We start from the raw sequence: 25,567 nt of genomic DNA, 5'->3' as shown, positions 1-25,567 counted from the left end.
CAAAAACATGTTTAGTAAATTTATAAAAAGACCCGTCTTAGCAATTGTCATTTCTGTGATGATTGTTTTTATTGGCTTGCTTGCAATTAAGCAATTACCCATATCTCAATTTCCACAAATTGCACCTACCACCGTAAATATATTTATAGCCTACCCTGGTTCTAGTGCAGATGTTTTGGTAAACTCTACCCTTATTCCTTTAGAAACCGCCATTAACGGAGTACAAGGAATGCGTTATATAGCTTCGGATGCTACTAGTGCTGGAGAAGGAACCTTACGCGTAATTTTTGAACCCGGTACAGACCCCAATCAGGCAGTAGTTCGGATAAAAACTAGAGTAGACCAAGTAATGCCCTTACTACCAGAACTGGTACAGAGAGAAGGTGTTATTATTACACCAGTACAACCGAGTATGCTAATGTATGTAAACCTTTTTAGTAAAGAAAAAAAGAATGACGAAAAGTTTTTATACAATTATGCCTACACCAAAATTATTCCAGAAATACAGCGTATTAATGGTATTGCAAGTGCTAAAATTTTAGGTAGTAGAAAATATGCCATGAGAGTTTGGTTAAAACCAGACAGAATGAGAGCCTATAATATTTCTGCCGAAGAAGTTTTAGAAGCAATGGAAGACCAAAGTATCTTGGCAAGACCTGGTCGTTTAGGAAGAAGTTCTGGTAAAACAGCACAATCATTAGAATATGTTTTAACCTATGAAAACAGGTATAACAAAGCAGACCAATACAAAGAGATTATTGTAAAAGCAAATGAAGATGGTCAACTAGTAAAATTATCTGACATTGCTGATGTAGAACTAGGAAGTGAGTTTTTTGATATTTATTCTAATTTAGATGGTCATCCCTCTGCCTCTATCGTACTAAAACAAACTTTTGGCAGTAATGGTAGCGATGTTATTAAGTCTGTAAAAGAAAAATTAAAAGAGTTAAAAGTTGATTTACCTCCTGGTATAGAATTTAAAATTAGTTACGATGTTTCTAACTTTTTGGATGCTTCTGTAGAACAAGTTTTACATACGCTTAGAGATGCATTTATACTGGTAGCCATTGTTGTTTTCTTATTTTTAGGTGATTGGCGTTCTACATTAATTCCTATTATTGCAGTACCTGTTTCTTTAGTTGGCTCCTTTTTTGTGATGCAACTATTCGGACTTTCTATTAACTTAATTACACTGTTTGCATTGGTATTAGCCATTGGTATTGTAGTAGATAATGCCATTGTTGTTGTAGAAGCTGTTCATGTTAAAATGGAAGAAGAAAATCTTAGTCCATACAAAGCTTCTTACGAGGTATTAAATGAAATTGGAGGGGCAATTATTGCAATTACTTTGGTAATGGTTTCTGTATTTATCCCTATTTCATTTATGACAGGGCCAGTAGGTGTTTTTTATCGTCAATTTTCTATTACCATGGCAGGTTCTATTGTTATTTCTGCAATTGTAGCTTTAACATTAACACCTGTACTTTGTGCAATGATGTTAAAAAATAATCATGGAAAACCAAAAAGTAAATCTCCTATAGATAGATTTATTCGTTGGTTTAATGGTGGTTTCGAAAAACTTACAGGAAAATACGTTCTAATTTTAAATAAAATTGTTGCACGTAGAATTGTAACTTTCGGAATTTTAATTGCTTTTTGTTTGGGTATTTTTATCACCAACAAAACACTACCTGCTGGTTTTATTCCGAATGAAGACCAGGGAATGATTTACGCAATTATACAAACGCCTCCTGGTGCTACTTTAGAAAGAACCAATGAAGTTGCTAAAAAATTACAACAAATCTGCGAAGACACAGAAGGAGTTGCCTCTGTTTCCTCTTTGGCGGGTTATGAAATTATGACAGAAGGTAGAGGATCTAATGCAGGTACTTGTCTTATCAACCTAAAATCTTGGCATGATCGCGAATATTCTGTACACGAAATTATGGAGGAATTAGAAGAAAAAACCAAAGATTTAGGAGCCATAATTGAATATTTTGAACCACCTGCTGTTCCAGGTTTTGGTTCTTCTGGAGGATTTTCTATGCGTTTGTTGGATAAAACAAACTCTACAGATTATCATGAGTTTGAAAGGGTAAATAACGAATTTATGAAGGCCTTATCTAAACGTAAAGAAATTACAGGTTTGTTTACTTTCTTTTCTGCAAATTATCCGCAGTATAAATTAAAAATAAACAACAAAATAGCCATGCAAAAAGGGGTTAGTATTGGTAAAGCCATGGAAAACCTAAATATTTTAATAGGTAGTACTTACGAGCAAGGATTTATTCGTTTTGGTCGATTTTTTAAAGTATACACACAAGCTGCACCAGAATACAGAAGGCTTCCAACAGATTTAGATAAATTATATGTAAAAAATGAATCGGGTAAAATGGTACCGTATTCTGCTTTTATGACCATCACAAAAGAATTAGGTCCTAATGAAATTACAAGATATAACTTATACAATTCTGCAGCAATTAGAGGTTTGCCTGCAAAAGGTTTTACCAGTGGAGATGCTATTAAAGCTATAAAAGAAGTTGCTGCTAAAGAATTGCCAAAAGGATATGATATTGGATGGGAAGGTTTAACTTTTGATGAAGCACATAGAGGTAATGAATCTTTATACATTTTTATTGTTGTATTAATATTTGTCTATTTTGTATTAGCTGCGCAATATGAAAGTTTTTTATTGCCATTAGCTGTTATTTTATCTTTACCAGTAGGTGTTTTTGGCTCTTTTTTCTTATTGAAGACAATGGGACTTGCCAATGACGTATATGCACAAATAGGAATTATAATGTTAGTTGGATTACTAGGTAAAAATGCCGTGTTAATTGTAGAATTTGCCGTTCAAAAAAGACGCCAAGGCGCCACCATTTTAGAGGCGGCAATAGAAGGTTCTAAAGAAAGATTTAGACCTATTTTAATGACTTCTTTTGCGTTTGTTGCTGGTTTAATTCCGTTAGTAGTTGCCACAGGAGCGGGCGCAATTGGTAACAAAACTATTGGAGGGTCTGCACTTGGAGGTATGTTTATTGGTACTGTGTTTGGTGTATTATTAATTCCGGGGCTTTACTATGTATTTGCTAAAATGGCAGATGGTAAAACCCTCATTAAAGACGAATCTAGTCAACCTTTATCCGAAGAATTAATGAAAAATATACAAGACGATAGCACAAGTAAGTTAAAACTTAGACTCAACGAGATTTCTAAACTATTGAAAAAATTAACCAAAAGAAAAGATGATGAACAATAGTATAAAAAACAGCCAACTCTTTTTAGTAGCTATTTTCGCAGTAATGCTTTTGCATTCCTGCGCGCCTACTAAAAAGATACGTAAAGAAAATACAGCGGTTCCAGAAACGTTTCTGCATAAAAACGTAGACACTTTAAATACAGCAAAAACAGAATGGCGTACTTTTTTTTCTGACCCTTATTTAATTTCTTTAATTGATACTGCACTTCTACACAATCAAGAATTAAATATAATGTTACAAAGTGTAGATATGTTTAAAAATCAGATTCAGGCTAAAAAAGGAGAATACCTTCCTTTTGTAAATATTTTTGCTGGAGCTGAAGTAGAAAAAGTAGGAGAACACACCAGAAATGGTTCAGTAGAAAAACAATTAGAAATTGATGGGAAAGAATTTCCTGAACCTCTTACTAATTATTCTGTAGGCCTCTCTGCTTCATGGGAATTAGATATTTGGAAAAAACTAAGAAACGAAAAAAAAGCGGCTGTATATGAATATTTAGCTTCTGTAGAAGGTAAAAACTTTATGGTTACTACTTTAGTTTCTGAAATAGCAGATACCTATTACGAGTTAATGGCCCTAGACAATCAATTAGACATTGTTAATCAAAATTTAGACATTCAAAAAAATGCTTTAAGAATTGTAAAACTGCAAAAAGAAGCTGCAAAAACAACGGAGTTGGCAGTGAGACGATTTCAGGCTGAAGTGCTTAAAAATCAAAGTGAAAAATATGAAATAGAGCAAAAAATTGTTGTTATAGAGCATAAAATAAATTTTTTAACAGGACAAAAACCTCAGCATGTACATAGAAAATCGAAAGAGTTTTTAACAACTAAAATAGATACAATGTATGCTGGAGTTCCTATTCAATTATTACAAAATAGACCTGATATTAGAAAAGTAGAATTAGAATTAGCAGCTTCTAAATTAAATACAAAAGTAGCAAGAGCCAATTTTTATCCTTCTGTAGGTATTAAAGCAGGTGTAGGTTTAGAATCTTTTAAATCTAAATTTTTAACCAACACTCCAGAATCTCTAGCCTATTCTTTAGCGGGAGATCTTATTGGTCCTTTAATTAATAGAAATGCAATAAAAGCAGCTTATAAAAACGCAAGTGACCAACAGTTACAAACGATTTTTGAGTATGAAAAAACCATTTTAAGTGCATATATAGAAGTAGAAAATGGTCTTTCTAACATTCAAAATCTAAAAAAGATCTATAATTTAAAAGCTAATCAAGTACAAATGTTAACAGAATCTATAGCCCTTTCTACACGTTTATTTAAATCTGCTAGAGCCGATTATTTAGAAGTTTTATTAACACAAAGAGAAGCCTTAGATGCTAAAATTGCATTAATTGAAACGAAAAAAGAACAATTAATAGCAAATATTCATATTTATAAATCTTTAGGAGGAGGATGGAAATAAAATAATTCTAACTATTCTTTCAATAAAAACGCTGTAAAACGTAGTTTTTTTTGATGATTTTCCTATAAATTAAGTACAAAGCCTCATCATTTTTAAATGATGAGGCTTTGTTAATAATAACGAAACCGATTTCTTACTTTTCTTTAAAATATGACCAATGTTATAAAATAAACCTTGCTTCTAGTCCTACTTTTGTTTCTTATAAAAATAAATTATAAAAAACATGTTAAAGTTTATTACACTATGCGCCATTTTTACATTGATAAGTTTTACTTCTTGTAAATCCTCTAATAAAGAGAAAGAGTTTCATAAAAAAGAACATCAAACTCATTGGACATATGCCGGAGAAACAGCTCCAGAACACTGGGCAGAAATAGAAAAAAACTCAGATTGTGGTGGTAAAAAACAATCGCCAATTAATATTATTGATGTTGATACAAAACCACAAGTAGAAAAAGAAAATCCATTAAATATTTTATATTCTCCTTCAACAAAATTAAAACAAGCCATTAATAATGGACATTCGATTCAGTTTGATTTTGAAACAGGAGATTCTATACAATATAAAGGAAACACCTATTTTTTATTGCAATTACATTTTCATGAACCCTCAGAACACACTATAAATGGCGTACGATTTCCTTTAGAAATTCACTTAGTACATAAAAGTAAATCTAACAAGTATACAGTAATGAGTATTTTAGCCAAAGAAGGCACAAAAAGTCAGTTATTTGAATTTTTTGAAAGCTTTTTACCTATTAAAGAAAAGGAAACGAAAGAAATTCACAAACCTTTAGATTTAAGCACTTTATTTCCAGAAAACACCAATTTTTACTCTTACGGAGGATCTTTAACAACACCTCCATGTACAGAAAGTGTAAATTGGATGGTTTTTAAAGAACCTATAATTATTTCTGTGGATGAAGTATTAAAACTTAAAAGTAATATGCCTAAAGACAATTATAGAAACGAACAACCCTTAAATGACAGAGTAGTTACTTTAAACAAGTATAATGAGTAAGATTTAAACTTATTATTTTAAATCCTTTAAGAAACAAAAACCTCACATTAATAATGTGAGGTTTTTAAGTTATCTTTTTATTTAAAAATTACACCATTGAAGCTGCAATTTTTTTATACGTACCATTTTCTAACAATTCTCTAATTGCAGAAAAAGCTGTAATTGTTTCATCAATATCTTCTTGCGTGTGTGTTGTAGTTGGTATCAATCTTAAAATGATTAATCCTTTTGGTATTACAGGATAAACTACAATAGAACAGAAAATTCCGTGGTTTTCACGTAAATCATTTACCATTGCCATAGCCTCTGGTATATCTCCTTTTAAATAAACCGGAGTAATACATGTTTGTGTCGTACCAAGATCGAAACCTGCAGCACGTAAACCAGATTGTAACGCATTAGTGTTTTTCCATAATGTTTCTTTTAACTCTGGCATTGTACGCAACATATCTAAACGTTTTAATGCTCCTTTAACCATTGCCATTGGTAATGATTTTGCAAACATTTGAGAACGCATATTGTACTGTAAATACTGTATTACTTCTTTGCTACCTGCAAAAAACGCACCAATACCTGCCATTGATTTTGCAAACGTTGCAAAATATACATCTATTTCATCTTGTACACCTTGCTCTACACCTGTTCCTTTACCGTCTTTACCTAAGGTACCAAAACCATGTGCATCATCTACTAACAATCTAAAATTGTATTCCTTTTTAAAAGCAACAATTTCTTTTAAACGACCTTGCTCTCCACGCATACCAAAAACACCTTCAGAAATCACTAAAATTCCTCCACCAGTTTTTTCTGCCATTCTTTGAGCACGCTTAATGTTTTTTTCAAAACTTTCCATGTCATTATGCTTATAAACAAAACGTTTACCAGCATGTAAACGAACACCATCTATAATACATGCATGTGTATCCATATCATAAACAATAACATCGTGTTTTGTAACCAATGCATCAATTGCAGACACCATTCCTTGATAGCCAAAATTTACTAAATATGCAGCGTCTTTTTCTACAAACTCAGCACATTCTTTCTCTAATTGTTCATGAAATTTAGTATGACCAGACATCATTCTAGCTCCCATGGGGTAAGCCATACCATGCTCTGTAGCCGCAGCTCCATCTACTTTTATAACTTCTGGATGATTTGCTAAACCTAAATAATCATTGATACTCCAAGTAACAACTTTCTTTCCATTAAAAGACATTCTATTAGATATTGGTCCTTCTAATTTAGGAAAAACATAATAGCCTTCTGCTTGTTTTGCCCATTTACCTAAGGGACCTTTATCTGCTTCTATTCTTTCAAATAAATCTTTCGCCATGTGCTCTATTTTATATTATTCTTGTAACTGCAAAGTAACCGCTTTTTTTGCAGTTTATCAAATTGTGTACGGTTCTATTCTATTTACAAAAAATCGTTTTGTTTCATCCAATCATCGCTATAAATTTTATTCATATAACGAGATCCATGATCTGCAAAGATTAATACAACAAAACTATCTTTATTAAACATTTCTTTTGCTGCATATTGCTTTGTGGCCTGCATTACAGCTCCACTTGTATACCCCGGAAAAAGACCTTCTTTCTTTACAATATTTCTTGCCTCTAAAGCAGCCTCTTTGTCTGATACTTTTTCGTAGATATCTATGATATCAAAATCGGTAGCCGTAGGAATTAGATTTTTACCTAAACCTTCTATTTTATACGGACTTACCTCATCTAAATCTAGTTCTTTAGTTTCGTGGTATTTTTTTAATACAGAACCAATAGCATCTACTCCTAAAATTTTGATATCAGGATTTTGTTCTTTTAAATATTTTCCTGTTCCAGAAATAGTACCTCCTGTTCCACTTGCCACTACTAAATGTGTAATTTTACCGGCAGTTTGTTCCCAAATTTCTGGCCCTGTACTTTTGTAATGAGCTTCTATATTTAACTCATTAAAGTACTGGTTTATATAAACTGAATTCTTTGTTTTTTTATGGATTGTTTTAGCAACTTCATAATAAGATCTGGGGTCGTCTGGAGCTACATTTGCAGGACAAATATGTACTTCTGCTCCCATAGATTTTAGCAAATCAATTTTATCTTTAGAAGATTTATCACTCACCGCTAAAATACATTTGTATCCTTTTACAATACTTATCATTGCCAAACTAAACCCTGTATTACCAGAAGTTGTTTCTACAATAGTAGCACCTTTTTTAAGGATACCTTTTTTTTCTGCGTCTTGTATAATGTGTAATGCAATTCTATCTTTTGCTGAATGACCTGGATTAAAAGCTTCGAATTTTGCGTAATACGAGCCAGGTAAATTTTTTGTAATCTTATGAAGTTTTATTAGTGGGGTTTCACCTACTAAATCTAATATTGAATTTGTAATTCCTTTATTTCTAGTCATTCTCTCACTATTCTCAAAGTAAAACTCATTACAAGATAACGTGACGATTTTATTTGTTGCTATAAAAAAACAGCTTCGTTACGCTTGTAATGTTATTTATTTTATCTTTGATTCTTGCGGCAAAAGTACGGTTAATCCTTAAATACTGAAACTGTTTTTAATACTTAATTTTTTTTACCATCTAATTTATCTTCTAAGGCCAAAAAGAAGGTGTACATTTTAGCGGTTTCTTTTAAAGCATCAAAACGCCCAGAAGCACCACCGTGACCTGCCTCCATATTGGTTTCTAATAACAATAAATTAGTATCTGTTTTTAATTCTCGTAATTTTGCAACCCATTTTGCTGGCTCCCAGTATTGTACTTGAGAATCATGAAAACCAGTAGTTACCAAAATATTTGGGTAATCTTTTGCCTTCACTTGATCGTAAGGAGAATACGATTTAATATAATCGTAATATTCCTTATCATTAGGGTTCCCCCACTCATCATATTCTCCCGTAGTAAGAGGAATACTATCATCTAACATGGTAGAAACTACATCTACAAAAGGTACAGAAGCAATAATTCCGTTATACAATTCTGGGTTCATATTTACAATAGCGCCCATTAACAATCCTCCTGCAGAACCTCCCATAGCATATAAATGTTCTGAGCAAGTGTAGTTATTATCTATTAAATATTGAGAACAATCTACAAAATCGTTAAACGTATTTTTTTTGTTCAACATTTTACCATCTTCATACCATTCTCTTCCTAAATACTCACTTCCACGTATGTGAGCTAATGCATATACAAAACCTCTGTCTAATAAACTTAAACGGGTAGACGAAAAACTATCTGGTATGGTATATCCGTAAGAACCATATGCATATTGTAACACAGGCGTAGTATTATTAAGCTCTGTATCTTTATGATACACCAAAGAAATTGCTACTTCTTTACCATCTCTAGTAGTTGCCCAAACACGTTTGCTGATATAATTTTCTTTTTTAAACTTTCCTCCTAAAACTTCTTGCTCTTTTTTAATTTCTTTAGATTGATCTTTCATATTAAAATCAATAACAGAACTAGGTGTTGTAAAAGAATTATATGAATAACGAATAACATCTGTATCAAAATCTGGATTTGCATACACTCCTACAGAATACGTTTCTTCGTTAAAAGGTAAATAGTAATCTTCAGTTTCATCCCAACGTTTAATACGTATTTTATTTAAACCATTGGTACGTTCTTCTAAAACTAAATAATCTTTAAATATTGAAAAATCTTCTAATAAAGTATCATCTCTATGCGGAATAACATCTACCCAATTTTCTTTTGTTGTATTTGTTATTGGTGTTTTCATCAACTTAAAGTTGATTGCATTGTCTTTATTTGTTAACAAGTAAAAATAATCTCCAAAATGTGCAACACTATATTCTAAATCTCTTTCTCTTGGTTGTAGCATTGTAAAGGCTCCTGTAGGATTATCTGCATCTAAATACTGTGCTTCTGTAGAAACCGTATTATAAGAACCAATAATAATATATTTATCTGATTTAGACTTGGTTACATATGTACCGAATGTATCATCTTCCTCATGAAATACCTCTACATCTTCGGATGTTGGAGTACCCAACACGTGTCTATAAACACTTGAACTACGTAAAGTTACAGGATCTTTTTTTGTGTAAAAAATAGTTTTATTATCATTTGCCCAAACAGAACCTCCTGTAGTATTTTCTATAATATCTTTATAAATTTTGCCTGTTTCTAAGTTTTTAATTCTTAAAAAATACTGTCTTCTACTTACCGTATCGGTGGCAAAAACCATCAATTTATTATCCGAAGAAACATTTAAACCGCCTAATTGATAGTAATCGAAATCTTTTGCCATTTCGTTTACATTAAAAAGCACTTCTTCTTCCGCTTCTAAATTTTCTTTTTTACGGCTATAAATTGGATATTGGTTTCCTATTTCATAACGAGTAATATAAAAATAACCGTTGTCTTTATAAGGCACAGAAGAATCATCTTCTTTTATTCTACCTTTCATTTCTTCGAATAGAGCTTCTTGAAAAGGTTTGGTATAAGCTGTTACTTCTTTGTAATAGGTATTTTCTTCCTCTAAATAATCTACTACTTTTTGAGTATGAGCATCTTTTTCTATTGCATTTTTTTGTTCATCAGATAAACGCATCCAAAAATAATTATCTATTCTAACATCACCGTGTTTCTCTAATTTTGTAGGTTGTTTTTCTGCTACTGGAGTTTTTGCATCTGTACTTTTCATGGTCTCATTTTTACAAGCGGTTGCAAATGTAAGACTTAAAATAACGAAAGGAATAACAATTTTTCTCATTTTTGGGAGATTTAAATTCTTATAAAAATACTAAATTTGTAGCGAACTAAATTATAATCAAGAAAAACAATGTTTGGAGACCTATCTGGAATGATGAATAAGCTGAAAGAAACACAGCAAAAAGTAGAAGAAACAAAAACAAGATTAAACTCTGTTTTAGTAGATGAAGTTGCTGCAGACGGAAAACTAAAAATAACCCTAACTGCCAATAGAGAAATAAAATCTATTTCTATTGATGATGCTTTACTTTCTGATGCAGAAGAATTAGAAGACTACTTAATTATTGCTTTAAACAAAGCTATTGAAAAAGCCACCAAAATTAACGACGCAGAAATGGCTGTTGCTGCAAAAAGTGGTATGCCAAACATTCCGGGAATGGATATGTTTAAATAATAGCTATGTTTTTAACAATAAATGATTATTTACTGCCTTGTTTAAACAAATCGCTTTTTGGTATCGATTGTTTAGGTTGCGGAATTCAAAGAGCAATTGTGCTACTTATAAAAGGTGAGTTTGTCAATGCTTTTAAAATGTATCCTGCTGTTTATACACTAATTTTATTCGGAATTTTCTTATTGATTAATAATAGACGAAAATTTAAAAACAGTAAAAAAATAATTATTTCTTTTGCTATTATAAACCTTCTAATTATTGTAATTAGCTATGGTATTAAAATGAAACCTATATTTGCACTTTAAAAAACAAAATGGAAAAACAAAACTTACCCAACGCAACCACTTCTTTAGTACTTGGTATTTTATCTTTAGTAACTTGTATTTGTTACGGAATTATTGGATTACCTTTAGGTATTATCGCTTTTATTTTAGGAAACAAAGCAACCAATCTATACAAACAAAACCCAGAAGAATACAACAGTGTAGGCAATGCTACTGCTGGTAAAATAACAGGCCTTATTGGTATTATTTTAAACACTATTTTTATCTTAGTAATGGTATGGTTCTTTTACAAGATTGGCTTAGATGCTTTGCAAGACCCTATTTTGTTAGAACAAAGAGTAAATGAAATATTTGGGCAGTAAATTACCTAAAAAAATAAGCTCATAAATACTGTAATTCTTACTAAGAGTTACAGTATTTTTTTATGTACGATTCTTATATATTTAACGTTCTATAAACATAAACCCAAGTGCCTAAATTGTACTTTTGCAGTTGACACTTAATCAAGTAGAAAAAAATGACAAATACCGAAAAAAAGAAAAAATCAATAGGAAAAAGAATTCTAAAATGGGTTTCTATTGTTGCGTTGCTGCTTATTATAGCCGTAATTTCAATTCCTTTTTTGTTTAAAGATAAAATTGTAGTAATGGTTACCAACACCATTAACAATAATATTAATGCTAACGTAACTTTTAAAGAAGCAGACTTAAGTCTTCTTAAAAATTTCCCTTCGGTAAGTTTAACCGTTAATGATTTAGCGGTTGCTAATAAGGCTCCTTTTGTTGGCGATACGTTGTTTAATGCAAAAGAATTAAGTTTAGCTTTAAATATTACAGAACTTTTTAAAAAGTCTGATGAAACACTTGCAATTAAAAGCATTGCTTCTAAAGAAGGAAACATCAATATTATTTTTGACAAGGAAGGTAATGGAAATTTTGATATTGCTAAAGCTACAGAAGAAACCACTACTTCTAGTGATGAGAGTTCTTTTTCTTTAAATATTGATGGGTATGAACTAGAAGATATCAATTTTAATTATCTTGATAGAAGCACCAATACTAAATTAAGTATAGATAGTATTTACCATACTGGTGAAGGAAATTTTGCAGAAGATATTTTTAATTTAGACACCAAAACTACGGGTTTTGTTTCTTTTGATTTAGATAATACTAATTACCTAAATAAAGTAAAAATTTCTTTAGACGCAGTACTTGGTATCGACTTAAAGAATAGTAAATATACTTTTAAAGAAAATACAGGATACATTAATCAATTACCTTTAGAGTTTGATGGTTTTATTCAACTAGTGGATGGAAATCAACTGTATGACCTAAAATTTAAAACACCAACATCTTCTTTTAAAAATGCTTTGGCCTTATTGCCAAAACAATATGCAGGTAATTTAGAGTCGATTAAAACAGAAGGTAATTTTGAAGTTAATGGTGTTGTAAAAGGAACTTTGTCAGAAAACACGATTCCTGCTTTTGATATCTCAATCATTTCTAAAAATGCACTGTTTAAATATGCTGATTTACCAAAATCAGTTACAAACATAAACATAGACACCAAAATAATTAACAAAACAGGTCTTGTAAAAGACACTTATATAAACATAGATAAATTCAACTTTAAAATTGATGAAGATGTTTTTGCTGCCAATGGAAACTTAAAAAGCCTTACCACAAACCCACGTATAAATTTAACAGCAAAAGGAACTATTAATTTAGCAAATATTGGTAAAGTATACCCTGCTCCTATTCAAAAAGAATTAGCAGGAATTTTAAAAGCAGATATTTCTACAAATTTTGATATGAATTCTGTAGAAAAAGCCAACTATCAAAACATTAAAAACGCTGGAGAAATTACAGTAACTGGTTTTAAATATGATGGTACAGATGTTGCAAATCCTTTTTTTATCAACAAAACCAAAGTTACTTTTAACACCAACGCCATTAAACTTAATGAGTTTGAAGCAAAAACAGGAACATCCGATTTATCGATAAATGGAAACCTAGATAATTTCTATGGATTTATATTTAAAAATGAAGTTTTAAAAGGAAACTTTCTTTTAAGCTCTAATAACCTTAAAGTAGCCGATTTTATTGCTGCTGATGAAACGACTACAACGCAAGAAACAAGTACTTCTTCTTTAAAAATTCCTGCTTTTTTAGATGTTAAGTTTACTGCAAATGCTAAAAAAGTGGCTTATGATAATATAAACCTAACAAACGTTTCTGGTGATCTTTACATTCATGATGAAACGGTGGATTTAAAAAACCTAAAATCTGATGTATTTGGAGGAAACATTGCTATGAATGGAAATGTTTCTACCAAAGGAAAAAAGGCTAGTTTTAAAATGGATTTAAACCTTTCTAAATTAAATATTGGCGAATCTTTTGGGGCGTTAGATATGTTAAAATCCATTGCTCCAATAGCTAAAACTATTGAAGGTAAAATGAACTCTACCATTACCGTTTCTGGGAACTTAAATGAAGATATGACGCCTAATTTAAAAACCATTTCGGGTGATTTATTAGGACAATTATTAGATACCAAATTAAAGGCGAGTAATTCTAAGATGTTAACTACCTTAAGTGAAAAAGTAAACTTTTTAGATATTAGCAAATTAAATTTACACGAAGCAACAGGGTTATTTTCTTTTAAAGACGGACAAGTAACGGTAAAACCTATTAAACTTAATTACCAAGATATTGGCATGCAAGTATCTGGTAAACATGGTTTTGATCAAACAATGGATTACGATATTGTTTTTGATGTTCCTGTAAAATATTTAGGTGCTGATGTAACTAATTTAATTGCAAAATTAACAGCTAAAGATGCTGCCAGCATTAAAAGTGTGCCTGTAAAAGGAACCTTAACAGGTAGTTTTGGAAGCCCTAGTTTTTCATCAAACATTAAAGATGCCACAGCAAACTTAGTAAAAGACTTGGTAGAAAAACAAAAAAATGCTTTGTTAGATCAAGGAAAAGACAAATTAAAGAACTTAATTGGTATTGACTCTAAAAAAGACACCACCAATCAAGAAGATGCAAAAGACAAAGTTACCGATAAAGTAAAAGATGTTTTAGGTGGCCTTTTCGGAAAAAAGAAAACTACTAAAAAAGAAGAATAATTTTACAGATTTAAGTTCATAAAAAAAGGGAAGCAGTATGCTTCCCTTTTTTTATATAATTAATTTACTTATTAAATTGCACCCAAGGCAGCAACTACAAATAATAAAGCATATAAGGATAAGGTTATAATTGTAAAGACACCAATAAATTTATAATGCGATTTTAGCATTTCTAAAGCTTTTGCTAAAGTTTCATCACTTTTTGTAGCCAATGCTTTTTTCATCTTTATAGAAAATTGTAATAAATAATACACAGGAAAAAAGTAAATAACAGATAAAACCAAGTAAGTAATAGTCATAGTTAATCCTAAACCTTTGGGTATATTTGGTTGCATTTGAGCAGCTAATTCAAAAATAGTAGTCGCAAAAATGGCAAAAATCAACATCAATCCAATTAATATAAAACCAATAATTGATAAAAACTTCGCCCATTTAGCGGTTTCTCTTAAAAAGCTTTTAGATGCACTTGTTATTGTTAATTGCTCTAATTGTGTAATAGGATTGTTTATCATAATTTAAGTTGTATGGTTTCGTTTGTTCAAAAATAAACAAAAAAAAGAAGCCACGAATTCACAATTATAACTTTGTGCATTCGTGACTAAATATTGATTAACTCGGTCTTTTTACTTTTGCAAAAAAACAAACATTGTTTTACTTTTTAAAATCAGAAATAGTTTTTTTAATAATAGCAATACAATCCATTAACTGCTCTTTATTCATCACCAAAGGTGGTGCAAAACGAATAATATTACCATGCGTAGGTTTTGCTAATAAACCATTGTCACGCAATTTTATACAAATATCCCAAGCAGTAGAACTATCTTCTGTATCGTTAATTAAAACAGCATTTAACAAACCTTTACCTCTTACAGATTTTACCAAATCGTTTTCTTTTGCAAAAGCAGACAATTCAGCTCTAAAAACAAGTCCTAAAGCCTCTGCATTATCTGCTAATTTTTCATCGGCAACTACCTCTAAAGCAGCAATAGCCACAGCAGCAGCAATTGGGTTTCCTCCAAAAGTAGAACCATGGTTTCCTGGTTGAATAACATCCATAATGTTGTTATTTGCCAAAACAGCAGAAACAGGATACGCCCCACCACTTAATGCTTTACCCAAAATTAAAATATCTGGTTGCACGTTTTCATGATCTACGGCTAACATTTTACCTGTTCTAGCAATTCCTGTTTGTACCTCATCAGCAATAAAAAGTACATTGTAATCTTCACACAATTTTTTAGCAGCTGCTAAATAACCTTCAGACGGTACATAAACACCTGCTTCACCTTGTATAGGTTCTACTAAAAATGCTGCAATATTATTACTACTTTCTAAAACCTCTTGTAATTCTTGTAAATTATCATATTCAATTTTTAGAAACCCTTTGGTATATGGTCCAAAATTTCTTCTTGCAACTGGATCATTAGAAAAAGAAATAATTGTAGTTGTTCTTCCATGAAAATTATTTTCACAAACCACAATTTCTGCCTTATTTTCTTTAATACCTTTTACTTCATACGCCCATTTTCTAGCAATTTTTAAAGCCGTTTCTACAGCCTCTGCACCAGTATTCATTGGTAATAATTTATCAAAACCAAAAAGCTCTGTTGCAAATTTTTCATATTTCCCTAACACATCATTATAAAATGCTCTAGAAGTTAAGGTTAATGTTTTTGCTTGATTTACCATAGCATCCACAATTTTAGGATGACAATGCCCTTGGTTTACAGCAGAATATGCTGATAAAAAATCATAATATCGTTTACCTTCTGCATCCCAAACATAAACACCTTCACCCCTACTTAAAACCACAGGAAGCGGATGATAGTTGTGCGCACCATATTTGTCTTCTAATTCGATTGCTTCTTTCGAAGTCAGTTTGTCTAAAACAGTCATTTTTTTTTCGTTTTAAATGTTTATAATTAAATAACCATTCCTGTTCTACCTTTATCCTTTCAGTGAAAACTGAAAATTCAGCGTGGGAAAGAAATCATCCCCGAAGTTTAACAAAAGTAATGAAATATTTTAACCTGACTTTTATCATAATAAAAGAAAAAACATCTAATTATTTTTACAATCATTTTTTAAATTAAAGTCACAATGAAAAAAATTGTATTACCCCTTGTAACTCTCTGTTTTGTTTTATCTAGTTTTACCTTAAAAACAGAGAAAGAAACAATACTTTATACAAAGTCTTCTTTAGAAAACGGAAAAAAACTATTTGCTAGCAAAACATGTAGTGCTTGCCATCAAGAAAAAGTAAAAGTTGTAGGACCTTCTTTAAAAGACATTGCGGCTAAATACAAAGCAAAAAAAGCAAGCATTGTGTTGTTTTTACAAGGTAAAGCAAAACCTATTGTAGAAACTGAATCAGGACAAACAGCAATTATGCAGGCAAGTCTTAGTATTACAAAACCTATGAAAGCTGAAGATTTAAAAGACATTTCTGAATACATTATGAGTATTAAATAATACATAGCCCCTAAATTTTTTAAAGCGTTGCCTCTGTAAAAAGTAGCAACGCTTTTATTTTTTTTTAGCTTTTTTAATAAGTATTATTAATGAATATTTACTTAAAATAATAGTGACTATTTACAAGTAAATGTGTCTTATAAACTATAGCATATTAAAAAAGAAAATGCCAACAAGTATTCTTAACTTTACAAAAATTAATTTATATTATTTATGAAAAAAATTTTATGTATTGTCTTATTATTAACAGCAATGATTGGGTGTAAATCTACATCAACAGTCAATACTAAATTAGACAATAAAACCGAACGTAGTTTAAAAGGAAATTTTACAATTACAGCAGTAAACTATCCAGGATCTGATTATTTAAAAGTAACGTCTTTTAATTTAGCAGACTCAAAATGTTTTATTGGTAGTAATTGGAGCTTTATCTCGAATAACAATAAAGGAGAAATGACACTAAATAGCCCAAGTACTTCTTGTAAAGATTTTAGTTCTCCTATAACTTGGTACGTTAATAAAGAAGGAAATTTTGTTTTAAAAATTATTAATGATTATAAAGCAAAAGAAGTTAATAATGGTTTTGTTTTAAAATTAACAAATTTAACTCCAACTAGTTTCGACTTAGTAGACAAAATTAACGTTGCAGGACAAGAAAAAAGTATTACATATACATTTCAACAAACAAATCAATAAGAAAAACGATGAAAAAAACAATAATTTATAGTTTAGCAGTATTACTTATATCTCTAGGTTCACTTACATCTTGTGAAGCTGTTAAAAATGCAAATAACACACAAAAAGGTGCTGGTATTGGTACTGCTGCAGGTGCAATTTTAGGTGCTGTAATTGGTAACAATGTTGGTAACGGTAAAAACTCTGAATTAGGAGCAGTATTAGGTGGTGTTATTGGTGGTGTTGCTGGTGGAGTTATCGGTAATAAAATGGACAAGCAAGCTAGAGAAATAGAAGAAGCTTTACCAGGTGCAGAAGTAGAAAGAGTTGGTGAAGGGATTATGTTAACTTTAGGTGAAAATGCGGTTAGATTTGACACAAATAAAGCAACCTTGTCTGCAACTGCAAAAGCTAATTTAGAAAAGTTAGTTCCTATTTTTAATAGTTACGAAAACACTAATATTGTTATTTATGGTTATACAGATAGCACGGGGAGAGTTGAATATAACCAAACTTTATCTGCAAAAAGAGCAAGCTCTGTAAAAGACTTTTTAACTACAAAGGGCTTAAATAACGGAAGAATTGAAACCAAAGGTTTAGGTGTTAATGACCCAATTGCAACGAATGAAACTGCAGAAGGAAGAAGTAAAAACAGACGTGTAGAATTTGCTATTGTAGCAAACGAACAAATGATTGAAGCAGCTAAAAAAGAAGCTGGAAACTAAATAGAATCTTACATTTATAAAAAGGCTACTCAAATGAGTGGCCTTTTTTGTTTCATCAAACTATATTTTCCCTAATTTTGCAACCCATAAACAATTAAGAATGCCACGTAGAGAACGAAACAAATTTGTAAAGAAGAATCAAGTTTTAGAATTAAAAATTGAAGATTACGCTTTTGGCGGAAAAGGAATTGCAAGAATAAAATCTGAAGACGGTAGTTTTGTTATTTTTGTACCCAATACCTTACCTGGTCAATTGGTAAAAGCGCAAATAAGTAAGTCGAGTAAAAACTATGCAGAAGCTAAATTAATTGATGTTTTAGAACACTCTGAAGATGAAGTAGAAGTACCTTTTCAAGACATTCCTGGTGCACCTTACATTCAATTACCAATTGATTTACAACATCAATATAAAAAAGAAAGTACTTTAACTTTATTTAAAAAAATAGGAAAAGTAGAAAATATTGAAGATCTTTTTGATGAATTTGTTACCTCACCAAATGTATTTCATTACAGAAATAAAATGGAATACGGTTTCTCTGCAATTGGTTACGATAGAGTTGCCAAAAGAGATAAAGACGAGTTTACACTTGGTTTTAAAAGACGTGGTGTTTGGTGGATGGGAGATAATTTAGAAAAAGACTCTGGTTTGTTTGATAAACAACTAGAAGACAATCTAAAAAACATTCGTAAATATTGTATAGATACAGGTTTAGAGCCTTGGCATGGACCAAAAAAGACAGGTTTCTTTAGATATTTTGTAGTAAGAAAATCTTTTAAAACGGATGAATTACTATGTAATTTAGTAACCACTTCTCCTGAGTTGTCGAAGTTCGACCTACAAGCTTTTGCAGAATTTTTAAAAAATATTTTTGGCGAAAGATTAGCTGGATTATTACATACAATTAATGATGAAACTGGTGATAGAACTATTGCAACTGCTGGTAGTTTAGATTTGGTGTATGGTAAAGATAAAGTTGTAGAAGAATTATTAGGTTTAAACTTTGAAATTAGCATGAAAAGCTTTTTTCAAACCAACCCAAAATGTGCCGAAAAATTATATAACAAAGTTGTTGAATATGTTTTAGAAGATAAAACGAAAGTAGACAATACAGTTGTAATGGATTTATTCTGCGGAACAGGAACAATCGGTCAGATTGTGGCTTCTAAAAGTGAAAACGCAAAAATTGTTGGTGTAGATATTGTAGCTTCTGCCATTGAAGATGCAAAGAAAAATGCCAAAAGAAATAATATTGATGGCCTAAAGTTTTATGCTGCTGATGTTGGTAAGTTTTTAATTGCTCATCCTGAGTTTAAAGATAAAATTAAAACTATTATTTTAGATCCTGCTAGAGCAGGAATTGCGCCTAAAACATTGCAGAAAATCATCAATTTAAATGCAGACAGAATGGTGTATGTTTCTTGTAACCCTGCAACGCAAGCTAGAGATACAGAATTGTTAGCTGAAGCTGGTTATCAAATTAAAAAAATTAGTTTGGTAGATCAATTTCCCCATACAAGTCATATAGAAACTGTGGTTTTATTTGAGAGATAAAAACACTAAATAAGCTTAAATTATATTAATTATAATTTAAGCTTATTTTTTTTCTTCCTTTATGTAATCTAAAGTCTTTAAACGTATTGTTAATGTCTAATTGAACAATATTAGAGTGCGATGCTACATTCAATAAAAATTCGTTTTTAATTTTAACTGACTTTATATTATCTGGATTTTTAGATAAAAAACAGGTAACTTTTGTATGATGTTCTCCTGATTGTACGTCTAAAATTTGTGGTATTAACTTTTTACCATCAAACTCCCAACTTGTAGTTTTGTTTAAATAGTTACCAAAATCCTCTTTAGAGACATGCAAACTACTAGATTCACCAAACTTGATAAAGTTTTCTTCATCAAACTCAATTTCCAGCATTAAAACGTGTCCTCTTTTTATCACATTAAATGTAGCCGAAATAGATTCGTGCACATCATTTGTCATATTAATGTTTAAGAAAGCAAAACAGATTATTATTAAAATTCTCATTTTACAATAATTTTAGTTGTTCCCAATACTTTCCTTTGTTTTATAATACTCAATAAGTAAACTCCAGCACCTGTTACATTATTTATTTCTACAACACCTTCACCAGTTTTTTCACGAACAAGCTGTCCGTTTATAGAAAACAATTTAACTTGATAGGCTTCTGAATTGGTAGATATGATTGCAAAATTACCATTATTAGGGTTTGAGTTGATATAATATCCTAAATCTTTTAAAGCTAGCTCTTTTGTACCTAAAGTAGTACCACAACTTTCATCGAAACTTGTAGTTGGATCGTCCGTTGCAAACGGATTTATATTTGGGTTGGTATCATCACAATCAAAGGCTTTTACAAAACCATCTCCATCTGCATCCACGTCATTTAAAGCGGAAGAACTACTAATAAAACTATCGTTAAAATTTCCTTTCATACATCTAGAAATCTGAGGAAAATCTTGTGTTACCACGTAATAATATTCAAAAGTTTCTTCACCTTGGGCAGTTGTTAAAGTCACTGACGCTTCAATTCCGTTACATTCGTCTAAATCTCCTTTTCCTGCTACGTAGCCAAAATCATTCGTGTATTTTCCAGAATACGGACCACAAGGAGCACTAAGCCCGTCTCCTGGTCGTAAACCACTTTTTAATTGATAACTCGGAAACATTTCTTTAATATTACCTTCTTTATCCGGACCAAAACGATATAAAATGGGAAACCCATCTGAAGCCCAACCTACTTGCAAAACTTCTGTGGGTGGCGAATCTAATGTAGAAATTCCTGGGTCTAATTCTTCTACATACTCAAACATATTTCCATGATAATGATAACCCGAATTAGGATTTACATGAGCAGAAGCACAATCTAAACCAACAAAATCTCTTCCATCGCCAATATTTGTTGTTGGTTCAAAAACCCAATCCCAATTATATTCTCCTGTATTTACATCTTCAAAAATAAAAGGTGTAGCTGGTGCAGGCATCATATAAACGCCATTTAAAGCAATCCCAAAAAAGTTAACAGGTCTACCATTTGTTCTAGAAATACTAGTAACTTGTCCTGATAGTTTAGGTTTTAAATCGAACCTGTAAACTCTATAATAAGGTTCTGGCGTTCTGTCTGCAACAAAACAAAAATTATGGTTTGGGTAATTGTTAGAATAAACAACTCTTTCGTTTTGTTCTACAAATTCGTAATAAATACTTGGGCTAGATGGTGTGCCGCAACAATCTATATTATCATAACTTAAAACATCTGTAGTACCGCAAGTATTATTACAATCATCAATGGTAGTTTCTGTTCCATTTTTAATTCCGTCGTTACAAGACCAATCATTTCTAATGGTTTGCGCTTCTTGCTGCAACATCTTTTTAATAGTTTCTTGTTCTGTAGTTAAATTGCCTATTAAATTGGTTTCTTCTTTAATATCTGTAACAATATTGTAAAACTCCTCGTTACCGTTAGCATCTTCAATTAATTTATATGTATCGTTTCTTGTTGCCCAATATTGGATACCTCCATTTTCATAATCTGTGTAATTTATTTTTTTTGAAACTTGGTTTTCAAATTTTAACGTCGGTTTTAAACTTAAACTATTTTCTGTACCTCCTAATAATTGCACTCCCGCTAACTCTAAAATGGTAGCATGCAAATCGGTAGCTTGCACCAAACTTGTTTCTACTTCATTTACTCTTTCTACAGATTTACCAGTAATAATCATAGGTACACGAATTCCTCCTTCATATATAGAAGCCTTTGCATGTCCTGATGGCCAATAACTATTTGCCTGACCAGGCGTACCGTTATCACCAATAAAAATGATAACTGTATTTTCTAACGTTTCTGCATCCATGCTTTTTATAAGCCTATCTATTTCATAATCCATAGATTCTATCATAGATAAATAAGTAGATCTGTTATCTGTAGGTATTGTGGTGTAAGTTCCTGTTGGAGGCTCTTGAAAAGGCACATGTGGAGCAACATGAGCTAACCATAAAAACCAAGGTTTTGTTTGATCATCAATCCAAGAAATTGCGCTATTGGTTAAATGCGTTGTTACATATTCTGTTACTTGCTCTTCATTCCCTTCAGAATTTACTTTGGTCCAATTATAGTAGTCAGAAACCTGGCTGGTAAAAAGCCCTTCGTAATAAGGTACACCAGAATCTTTTGGGTGACTGTAATTACTAACATCATTACCACCAATATGCCATTTACCAATTAAAGCCATGGCATAATCTGTTGTACTTTGTTCTTTTATCTTTGTAAACAAAGAAGTATGGCTCGTATCTAAAATTAAAGGAGGTCTCATAACTCCGGTCTTAACTCCAAATTTACCACTCATTATTGCTGCACGCGTTGGTGTACATTGTGGAGCTGCCCAACAATTGGTAAAAGCAAGTCCTTTTTCTCTAAAAGAATCTAATGTTGGTGTAACAGGTAAATCATCATTTATACCAAATCCAGGAATAGCATCAATACCCATATCATCGGCAATAATTAACAATATGTTAGGAGATTGCTGTTGCCCAAAATAACTAGAAGTTGAAAAAAGTAGTACTAAAACAGGTATTAAAATTCTCATTTTTGTTTATTTTTGGTTGTTGATAAACGTCAATTAGTATAAATACATAAAAATACCACTGATGTTAAATTAGTGCAATTACATGTTTAGACCTACTATTATGGCAAAAGTTTAATTGTATGCAGTTTTTTTTATATTTTATATTTCAAAAAGTAAAATTTGCCTTACAAATGTTAAATCGAATCATAATTTCTAAAAAAGTAGGCTTTATCTCTGAAAATGAAACTATTTTAGCACCTAAAACTCCGATATGAAAAAACTTACAGATTTCGAAATTAATAGAAAATTAGAAAAACTACAAGATTGGGATTATTATGATGATGCATTGCATACCGATTTTGAATTTGATAACTTTAAAGATTGTATGTCTGCAATGAATAGAATTGCTTTTGAGTGTGAAGCTTTAAACCATCATCCAGAATGGACAAACAATTACAATACCTTAGATATTAAATTAACTACGCATGATGCAGAAGGTGTAACAAAATTAGATTTTAAGTTAGCAAAAGCCATCAATAAAATTGTAGAAGTTGAAGATTAATATGAGAAAAATATTTCTGATTCTAAGTTTCGTTTTACTAATAATTACCTCTTGCGAAAAAGATGATTTTTGCTTAAAAAATCCCGTTACACCAAATTTAGTGCTCCGTTTTTACAGCGATGCCAGCAAAGAAACTTTAAAAAACGCTAGGCTTTTATCTGTTTGGGCAGAAGGAAAAGATACCATAGCAGATTACACAAGTGTAAGTACAGATAGTATTGCCATTCCTTTAAATTCATTAGCATCAGAAACTATTTATCATTTAAAAATAAATAATGAAGATGGAGCAGAGGCAGACAATCAATACACCACTTTTACTATTAAATATACACCAGAAGAAAAATACGTTTCTAGATCTTGTGGGTATCAAGTTCTCTTTAATGATGTTTCTTTCGATTCAGACAATACAAATTGGATTAAAGATTTTACACCAGAAACACTAACCACCATAGACAATCAAAATACAGCACATGTACAAATATTTCATTAACATATGTTTTCTTTTTGTTTTTGTTAGTGGGTTTTCTCAAGAACAAAAAAAAGATACGCTTATAAACGCCAAAACAGACTCAATTGTATACAAAACCAATTACGGTTTAAGATTGGGTATAGATATTAGCAAACCTATCTTAGCACAATTTAATAGCACTTATAGTGGGTTAGAAATTGTTGGAGATTACAGAATTAAAAAAAACTTATATATTGCTGCAGAGGTAGGTTATGAAGAAGAAACAACAGCAGAAGATTACACAAACTCTACTGCTAAAGGAAGCTATATAAAACTAGGTTTTAACTACAATGCTTACAAAAATTGGTTAGACATGAATAACGAATTATTTTTAGGATATCGTTATGGATTTAGCCTTTTCGATCAAACATTAAATAGCTATACACCAAATGTAAATTCAGTATATTTTCCGGCAAACCAAATTACTACACCGGTTACAACTACTGGTTTAAACGCACATTGGTCTGAATTTGTAATAGGTTTAAAAGTAGAAACTTTTAAAAATTTCTTTATCTCTTTTAGTGGATCTTACAAAGTTTTAATGAGTGTAAAAGAACCCGACAACTTTAAAACATTGTATTCTCCTGGATTTAATAGAATCTTTGAAAGCAGCACAGGTTTTGGTTTTAACTACACACTTACCTACCTAATTCCATTTAAAAAGAAATAAGAATTCCCTTTTATTGAATTTTTACTAACTTTATCGTCCCAATTTTTAAAACAAAATAGCATGAATAAAATACCAAGTGTAAATTTAGCAGATTTTTTATCATCTGATAAAAGCAAAAAACAACAATTTATAGATGAAATTGGTCATGCTTACGAAAACATAGGTTTTGTGGCCTTAAAAGGTCATTTTTTAGACGATAAATTAGTAGAAAGCTTATATACAGAAATAAAAAACTTTTTTGATTTACCTATAGAAACAAAAGAAAAATACGAAATCCCAGGAATTGGAGGGCAACGTGGTTACGTTTCTTTTGGTAAAGAATCTGCAAAAGGAAAAAAAGAGGGAGATTTAAAAGAATTTTGGCATTTTGGTCAATATGTAGATAAAGACTCTAAATACGCAAACGAATATCCAGAAAATGTAATTGTAAAAGAGCTTCCAAAATTTAACGAAGTAGGTAAAAAAACCTATCAAATGTTAGAAAAAACAGCCAAATACGTATTGCGTTCTTTAGCATTACATTTGGGGTTAGAAGAAACGTATTTTGATAATTATATTAAAAACGGAAATAGTATTCTACGCCCAATTCATTATCCGCCAATACAAACAGAACCTAAAGGCGCAGAAAGAGCAGCAGCGCATGGCGACATTAATTTAATTACTTTATTAATGGGTGCACAAGGAAAAGGATTGCAAGTGCAAAACCACAATGGAGACTGGATTGATGCCATGGCAGAACCAGACGAAATTATGATAAATGTAGGAGACATGTTATCGCGCCACAGTAATAACAAACTAAAATCTACCATTCACAGAGTCGTAAATCCGCCCAAAGAAATGTGGGGTACCTCTCGTTATTCAATTCCATTTTTTATGCATCCAATATCAGACATGAAATTAGATGTTTTAGAAAATTGTATCGATGAAAAGAATCCCAAACAATTTGATGATATTACGGCAGGAGAATTTTTAGACGAACGTTTAAGAGAATTAGGTCTTAAAAAATAAGTAAGCAGTCTTCAGTTGCAGTTTACAGTACTTAATTAACTAAAAACTGCAACTGTAAACTGTTTTTATTAGAAGCT

At 31.1% G+C, this 25,567-nt stretch carries 22 protein-coding genes; 15 read left to right on the top strand and 7 right to left on the bottom strand.

Annotation, left to right across the window (positions count from 1 at the left end; all coding sequences use genetic code 11):
• Nucleotides 1-7: 7 nt before the first annotated feature.
• From WG951_RS16860 to WG951_RS16850, 3 genes are all read left to right on the top strand, one after another.
• Nucleotides 8-3,259 (top strand): efflux RND transporter permease subunit, encoded by a 3,252-nt coding sequence (locus tag WG951_RS16860; RefSeq protein WP_105048098.1) that lies wholly within the window; start codon nucleotides 8-10, stop codon nucleotides 3,257-3,259.
• Nucleotides 3,249-4,685 carry a TolC family protein gene (locus tag WG951_RS16855; RefSeq protein WP_105048097.1) on the top strand — a complete coding sequence of 479 codons (1,437 nt, stop codon included), beginning with the start codon at nucleotides 3,249-3,251 and terminating at the stop codon, nucleotides 4,683-4,685. The genes WG951_RS16860 and WG951_RS16855 overlap by 11 nt, the downstream gene beginning before the upstream one ends.
• 223 nt (nucleotides 4,686-4,908) lie before the next feature.
• Complete coding sequence (locus tag WG951_RS16850) at nucleotides 4,909-5,706, top strand: carbonic anhydrase (protein WP_105048096.1); 798 nt, start codon at nucleotides 4,909-4,911, stop codon at nucleotides 5,704-5,706.
• 88 nt (nucleotides 5,707-5,794) lie between these two features.
• Here the strand turns inward: WG951_RS16850 and WG951_RS16845 are convergent, their stop codons facing one another.
• The 3 genes from WG951_RS16845 to WG951_RS16835 form a co-directional block, all read right to left on the bottom strand.
• Nucleotides 5,795-7,042 carry an aminotransferase class I/II-fold pyridoxal phosphate-dependent enzyme gene (locus WG951_RS16845; protein WP_105048095.1) on the bottom strand — a complete coding sequence of 416 codons (1,248 nt, stop codon included), beginning with the start codon at nucleotides 7,040-7,042 and terminating at the stop codon, nucleotides 5,795-5,797.
• An 83-nt stretch (nucleotides 7,043-7,125) separates the two neighbouring features.
• Complete coding sequence (locus WG951_RS16840; RefSeq protein WP_105048094.1) at nucleotides 7,126-8,121, bottom strand: PLP-dependent cysteine synthase family protein; 996 nt, start codon at nucleotides 8,119-8,121, stop codon at nucleotides 7,126-7,128.
• A 164-nt stretch (nucleotides 8,122-8,285) separates the two neighbouring features.
• Nucleotides 8,286-10,394, bottom strand: coding sequence for a S9 family peptidase (locus tag WG951_RS16835; protein WP_105049339.1), 2,109 nt, complete (start codon nucleotides 10,392-10,394; stop codon nucleotides 8,286-8,288).
• A 138-nt stretch (nucleotides 10,395-10,532) separates the two neighbouring features.
• Here WG951_RS16835 and WG951_RS16830 point away from each other — a divergent pair, with 138 nt between their 5' ends.
• The 4 genes from WG951_RS16830 (at nucleotide 10,533) to WG951_RS16815 (ending at nucleotide 14,273) form a co-directional block, all read left to right on the top strand.
• Nucleotides 10,533-10,856 (top strand): YbaB/EbfC family nucleoid-associated protein, encoded by a 324-nt coding sequence (locus WG951_RS16830; protein ID WP_105048093.1) that lies wholly within the window; start codon nucleotides 10,533-10,535, stop codon nucleotides 10,854-10,856.
• 5 nt (nucleotides 10,857-10,861) lie between these two features.
• Entirely contained in the window at nucleotides 10,862-11,161 is a 300-nt protein-coding gene (locus WG951_RS16825; protein WP_105048092.1) for a DUF2752 domain-containing protein, read from the top strand.
• Between the two features lie 8 nt (nucleotides 11,162-11,169).
• Nucleotides 11,170-11,502, top strand: coding sequence for a CCC motif membrane protein (locus tag WG951_RS16820; protein WP_105048091.1), 333 nt, complete (start codon nucleotides 11,170-11,172; stop codon nucleotides 11,500-11,502).
• Between the two features lie 155 nt (nucleotides 11,503-11,657).
• Entirely contained in the window at nucleotides 11,658-14,273 is a 2,616-nt protein-coding gene (locus WG951_RS16815; protein ID WP_105048090.1) for an AsmA-like C-terminal region-containing protein, read from the top strand.
• 71 nt (nucleotides 14,274-14,344) lie between these two features.
• Here the strand turns inward: WG951_RS16815 and WG951_RS16810 are convergent, their stop codons facing one another.
• Both WG951_RS16810 and rocD read right to left on the bottom strand, forming a co-directional pair.
• The gene (locus WG951_RS16810) at nucleotides 14,345-14,785 is read right to left on the bottom strand and encodes a hypothetical protein (protein WP_245893467.1); all 441 of its coding nucleotides are present in this window, start codon (nucleotides 14,783-14,785) and stop codon (nucleotides 14,345-14,347) included.
• A 139-nt stretch (nucleotides 14,786-14,924) separates the two neighbouring features.
• Entirely contained in the window at nucleotides 14,925-16,169 is a 1,245-nt protein-coding gene (gene rocD / locus WG951_RS16805) for an ornithine--oxo-acid transaminase (protein ID WP_105048089.1), read from the bottom strand.
• A 204-nt stretch (nucleotides 16,170-16,373) separates the two neighbouring features.
• On the opposite strand from rocD, the gene WG951_RS16800 reads away from it, so the two are divergent.
• From WG951_RS16800 to rlmD, 4 genes are all read left to right on the top strand, one after another.
• Entirely contained in the window at nucleotides 16,374-16,745 is a 372-nt protein-coding gene (locus WG951_RS16800; RefSeq protein ID WP_105048088.1) for a c-type cytochrome, read from the top strand.
• 213 nt (nucleotides 16,746-16,958) lie between these two features.
• Nucleotides 16,959-17,441: a lipocalin family protein gene (locus tag WG951_RS16795; protein ID WP_170062862.1), complete on the top strand. Its 483-nt coding sequence runs from the start codon at nucleotides 16,959-16,961 to the stop codon at nucleotides 17,439-17,441.
• Between the two features lie 8 nt (nucleotides 17,442-17,449).
• Nucleotides 17,450-18,145, top strand: a complete 696-nt coding sequence (locus WG951_RS16790) for an OmpA family protein (protein ID WP_105048087.1) — start codon at nucleotides 17,450-17,452, stop codon at nucleotides 18,143-18,145.
• Nucleotides 18,146-18,245: 100 nt separating this feature from the next.
• Entirely contained in the window at nucleotides 18,246-19,697 is a 1,452-nt protein-coding gene (gene rlmD, locus WG951_RS16785) for a 23S rRNA (uracil(1939)-C(5))-methyltransferase RlmD (RefSeq protein ID WP_105048086.1), read from the top strand.
• 25 nt (nucleotides 19,698-19,722) lie between these two features.
• Here the strand turns inward: rlmD and WG951_RS16780 are convergent, their stop codons facing one another.
• A complete protein-coding gene (locus tag WG951_RS16780) occupies nucleotides 19,723-20,184 on the bottom strand; it encodes a DUF6702 family protein (protein WP_146105251.1) in 462 nt (153 codons plus the stop codon).
• The gene (locus WG951_RS16775; RefSeq protein WP_105048084.1) at nucleotides 20,181-22,763 is read right to left on the bottom strand and encodes a sulfatase-like hydrolase/transferase; all 2,583 of its coding nucleotides are present in this window, start codon (nucleotides 22,761-22,763) and stop codon (nucleotides 20,181-20,183) included. Before WG951_RS16775 ends, WG951_RS16780 begins: the two co-directional genes overlap by 4 nt.
• Nucleotides 22,764-23,013: 250 nt before the next feature.
• On the opposite strand from WG951_RS16775, the gene WG951_RS16770 reads away from it, so the two are divergent.
• Genes WG951_RS16770 through WG951_RS16755 form a run of 4 tightly spaced genes read left to right on the top strand, consistent with a single transcriptional unit; the run spans nucleotide 23,014 to nucleotide 25,490 of the window.
• Nucleotides 23,014-23,304, top strand: coding sequence for a 4a-hydroxytetrahydrobiopterin dehydratase (locus WG951_RS16770; RefSeq protein ID WP_105048083.1), 291 nt, complete (start codon nucleotides 23,014-23,016; stop codon nucleotides 23,302-23,304).
• Between the two features lies 1 nt (nucleotide 23,305).
• Nucleotides 23,306-23,794: a DUF6452 family protein gene (locus WG951_RS16765; protein ID WP_105048082.1), complete on the top strand. Its 489-nt coding sequence runs from the start codon at nucleotides 23,306-23,308 to the stop codon at nucleotides 23,792-23,794.
• Nucleotides 23,775-24,482, top strand: coding sequence for a DUF6048 family protein (locus tag WG951_RS16760; RefSeq protein ID WP_105048081.1), 708 nt, complete (start codon nucleotides 23,775-23,777; stop codon nucleotides 24,480-24,482). The genes WG951_RS16765 and WG951_RS16760 overlap by 20 nt, the downstream gene beginning before the upstream one ends.
• A 60-nt stretch (nucleotides 24,483-24,542) precedes the next feature.
• Nucleotides 24,543-25,490, top strand: a complete 948-nt coding sequence (locus WG951_RS16755) for an isopenicillin N synthase family dioxygenase (RefSeq protein ID WP_105048080.1) — start codon at nucleotides 24,543-24,545, stop codon at nucleotides 25,488-25,490.
• Nucleotides 25,491-25,567 lie beyond the last annotated feature (77 nt).

The organism is Polaribacter butkevichii (assembly GCF_038024105.1).
Lineage (GTDB): Bacteria > Bacteroidota > Bacteroidia > Flavobacteriales > Flavobacteriaceae > Polaribacter > Polaribacter butkevichii.
Note: the sequence above shows the minus strand (reverse complement) of the source record. Positions and strands in the feature narration are given on the sequence as shown.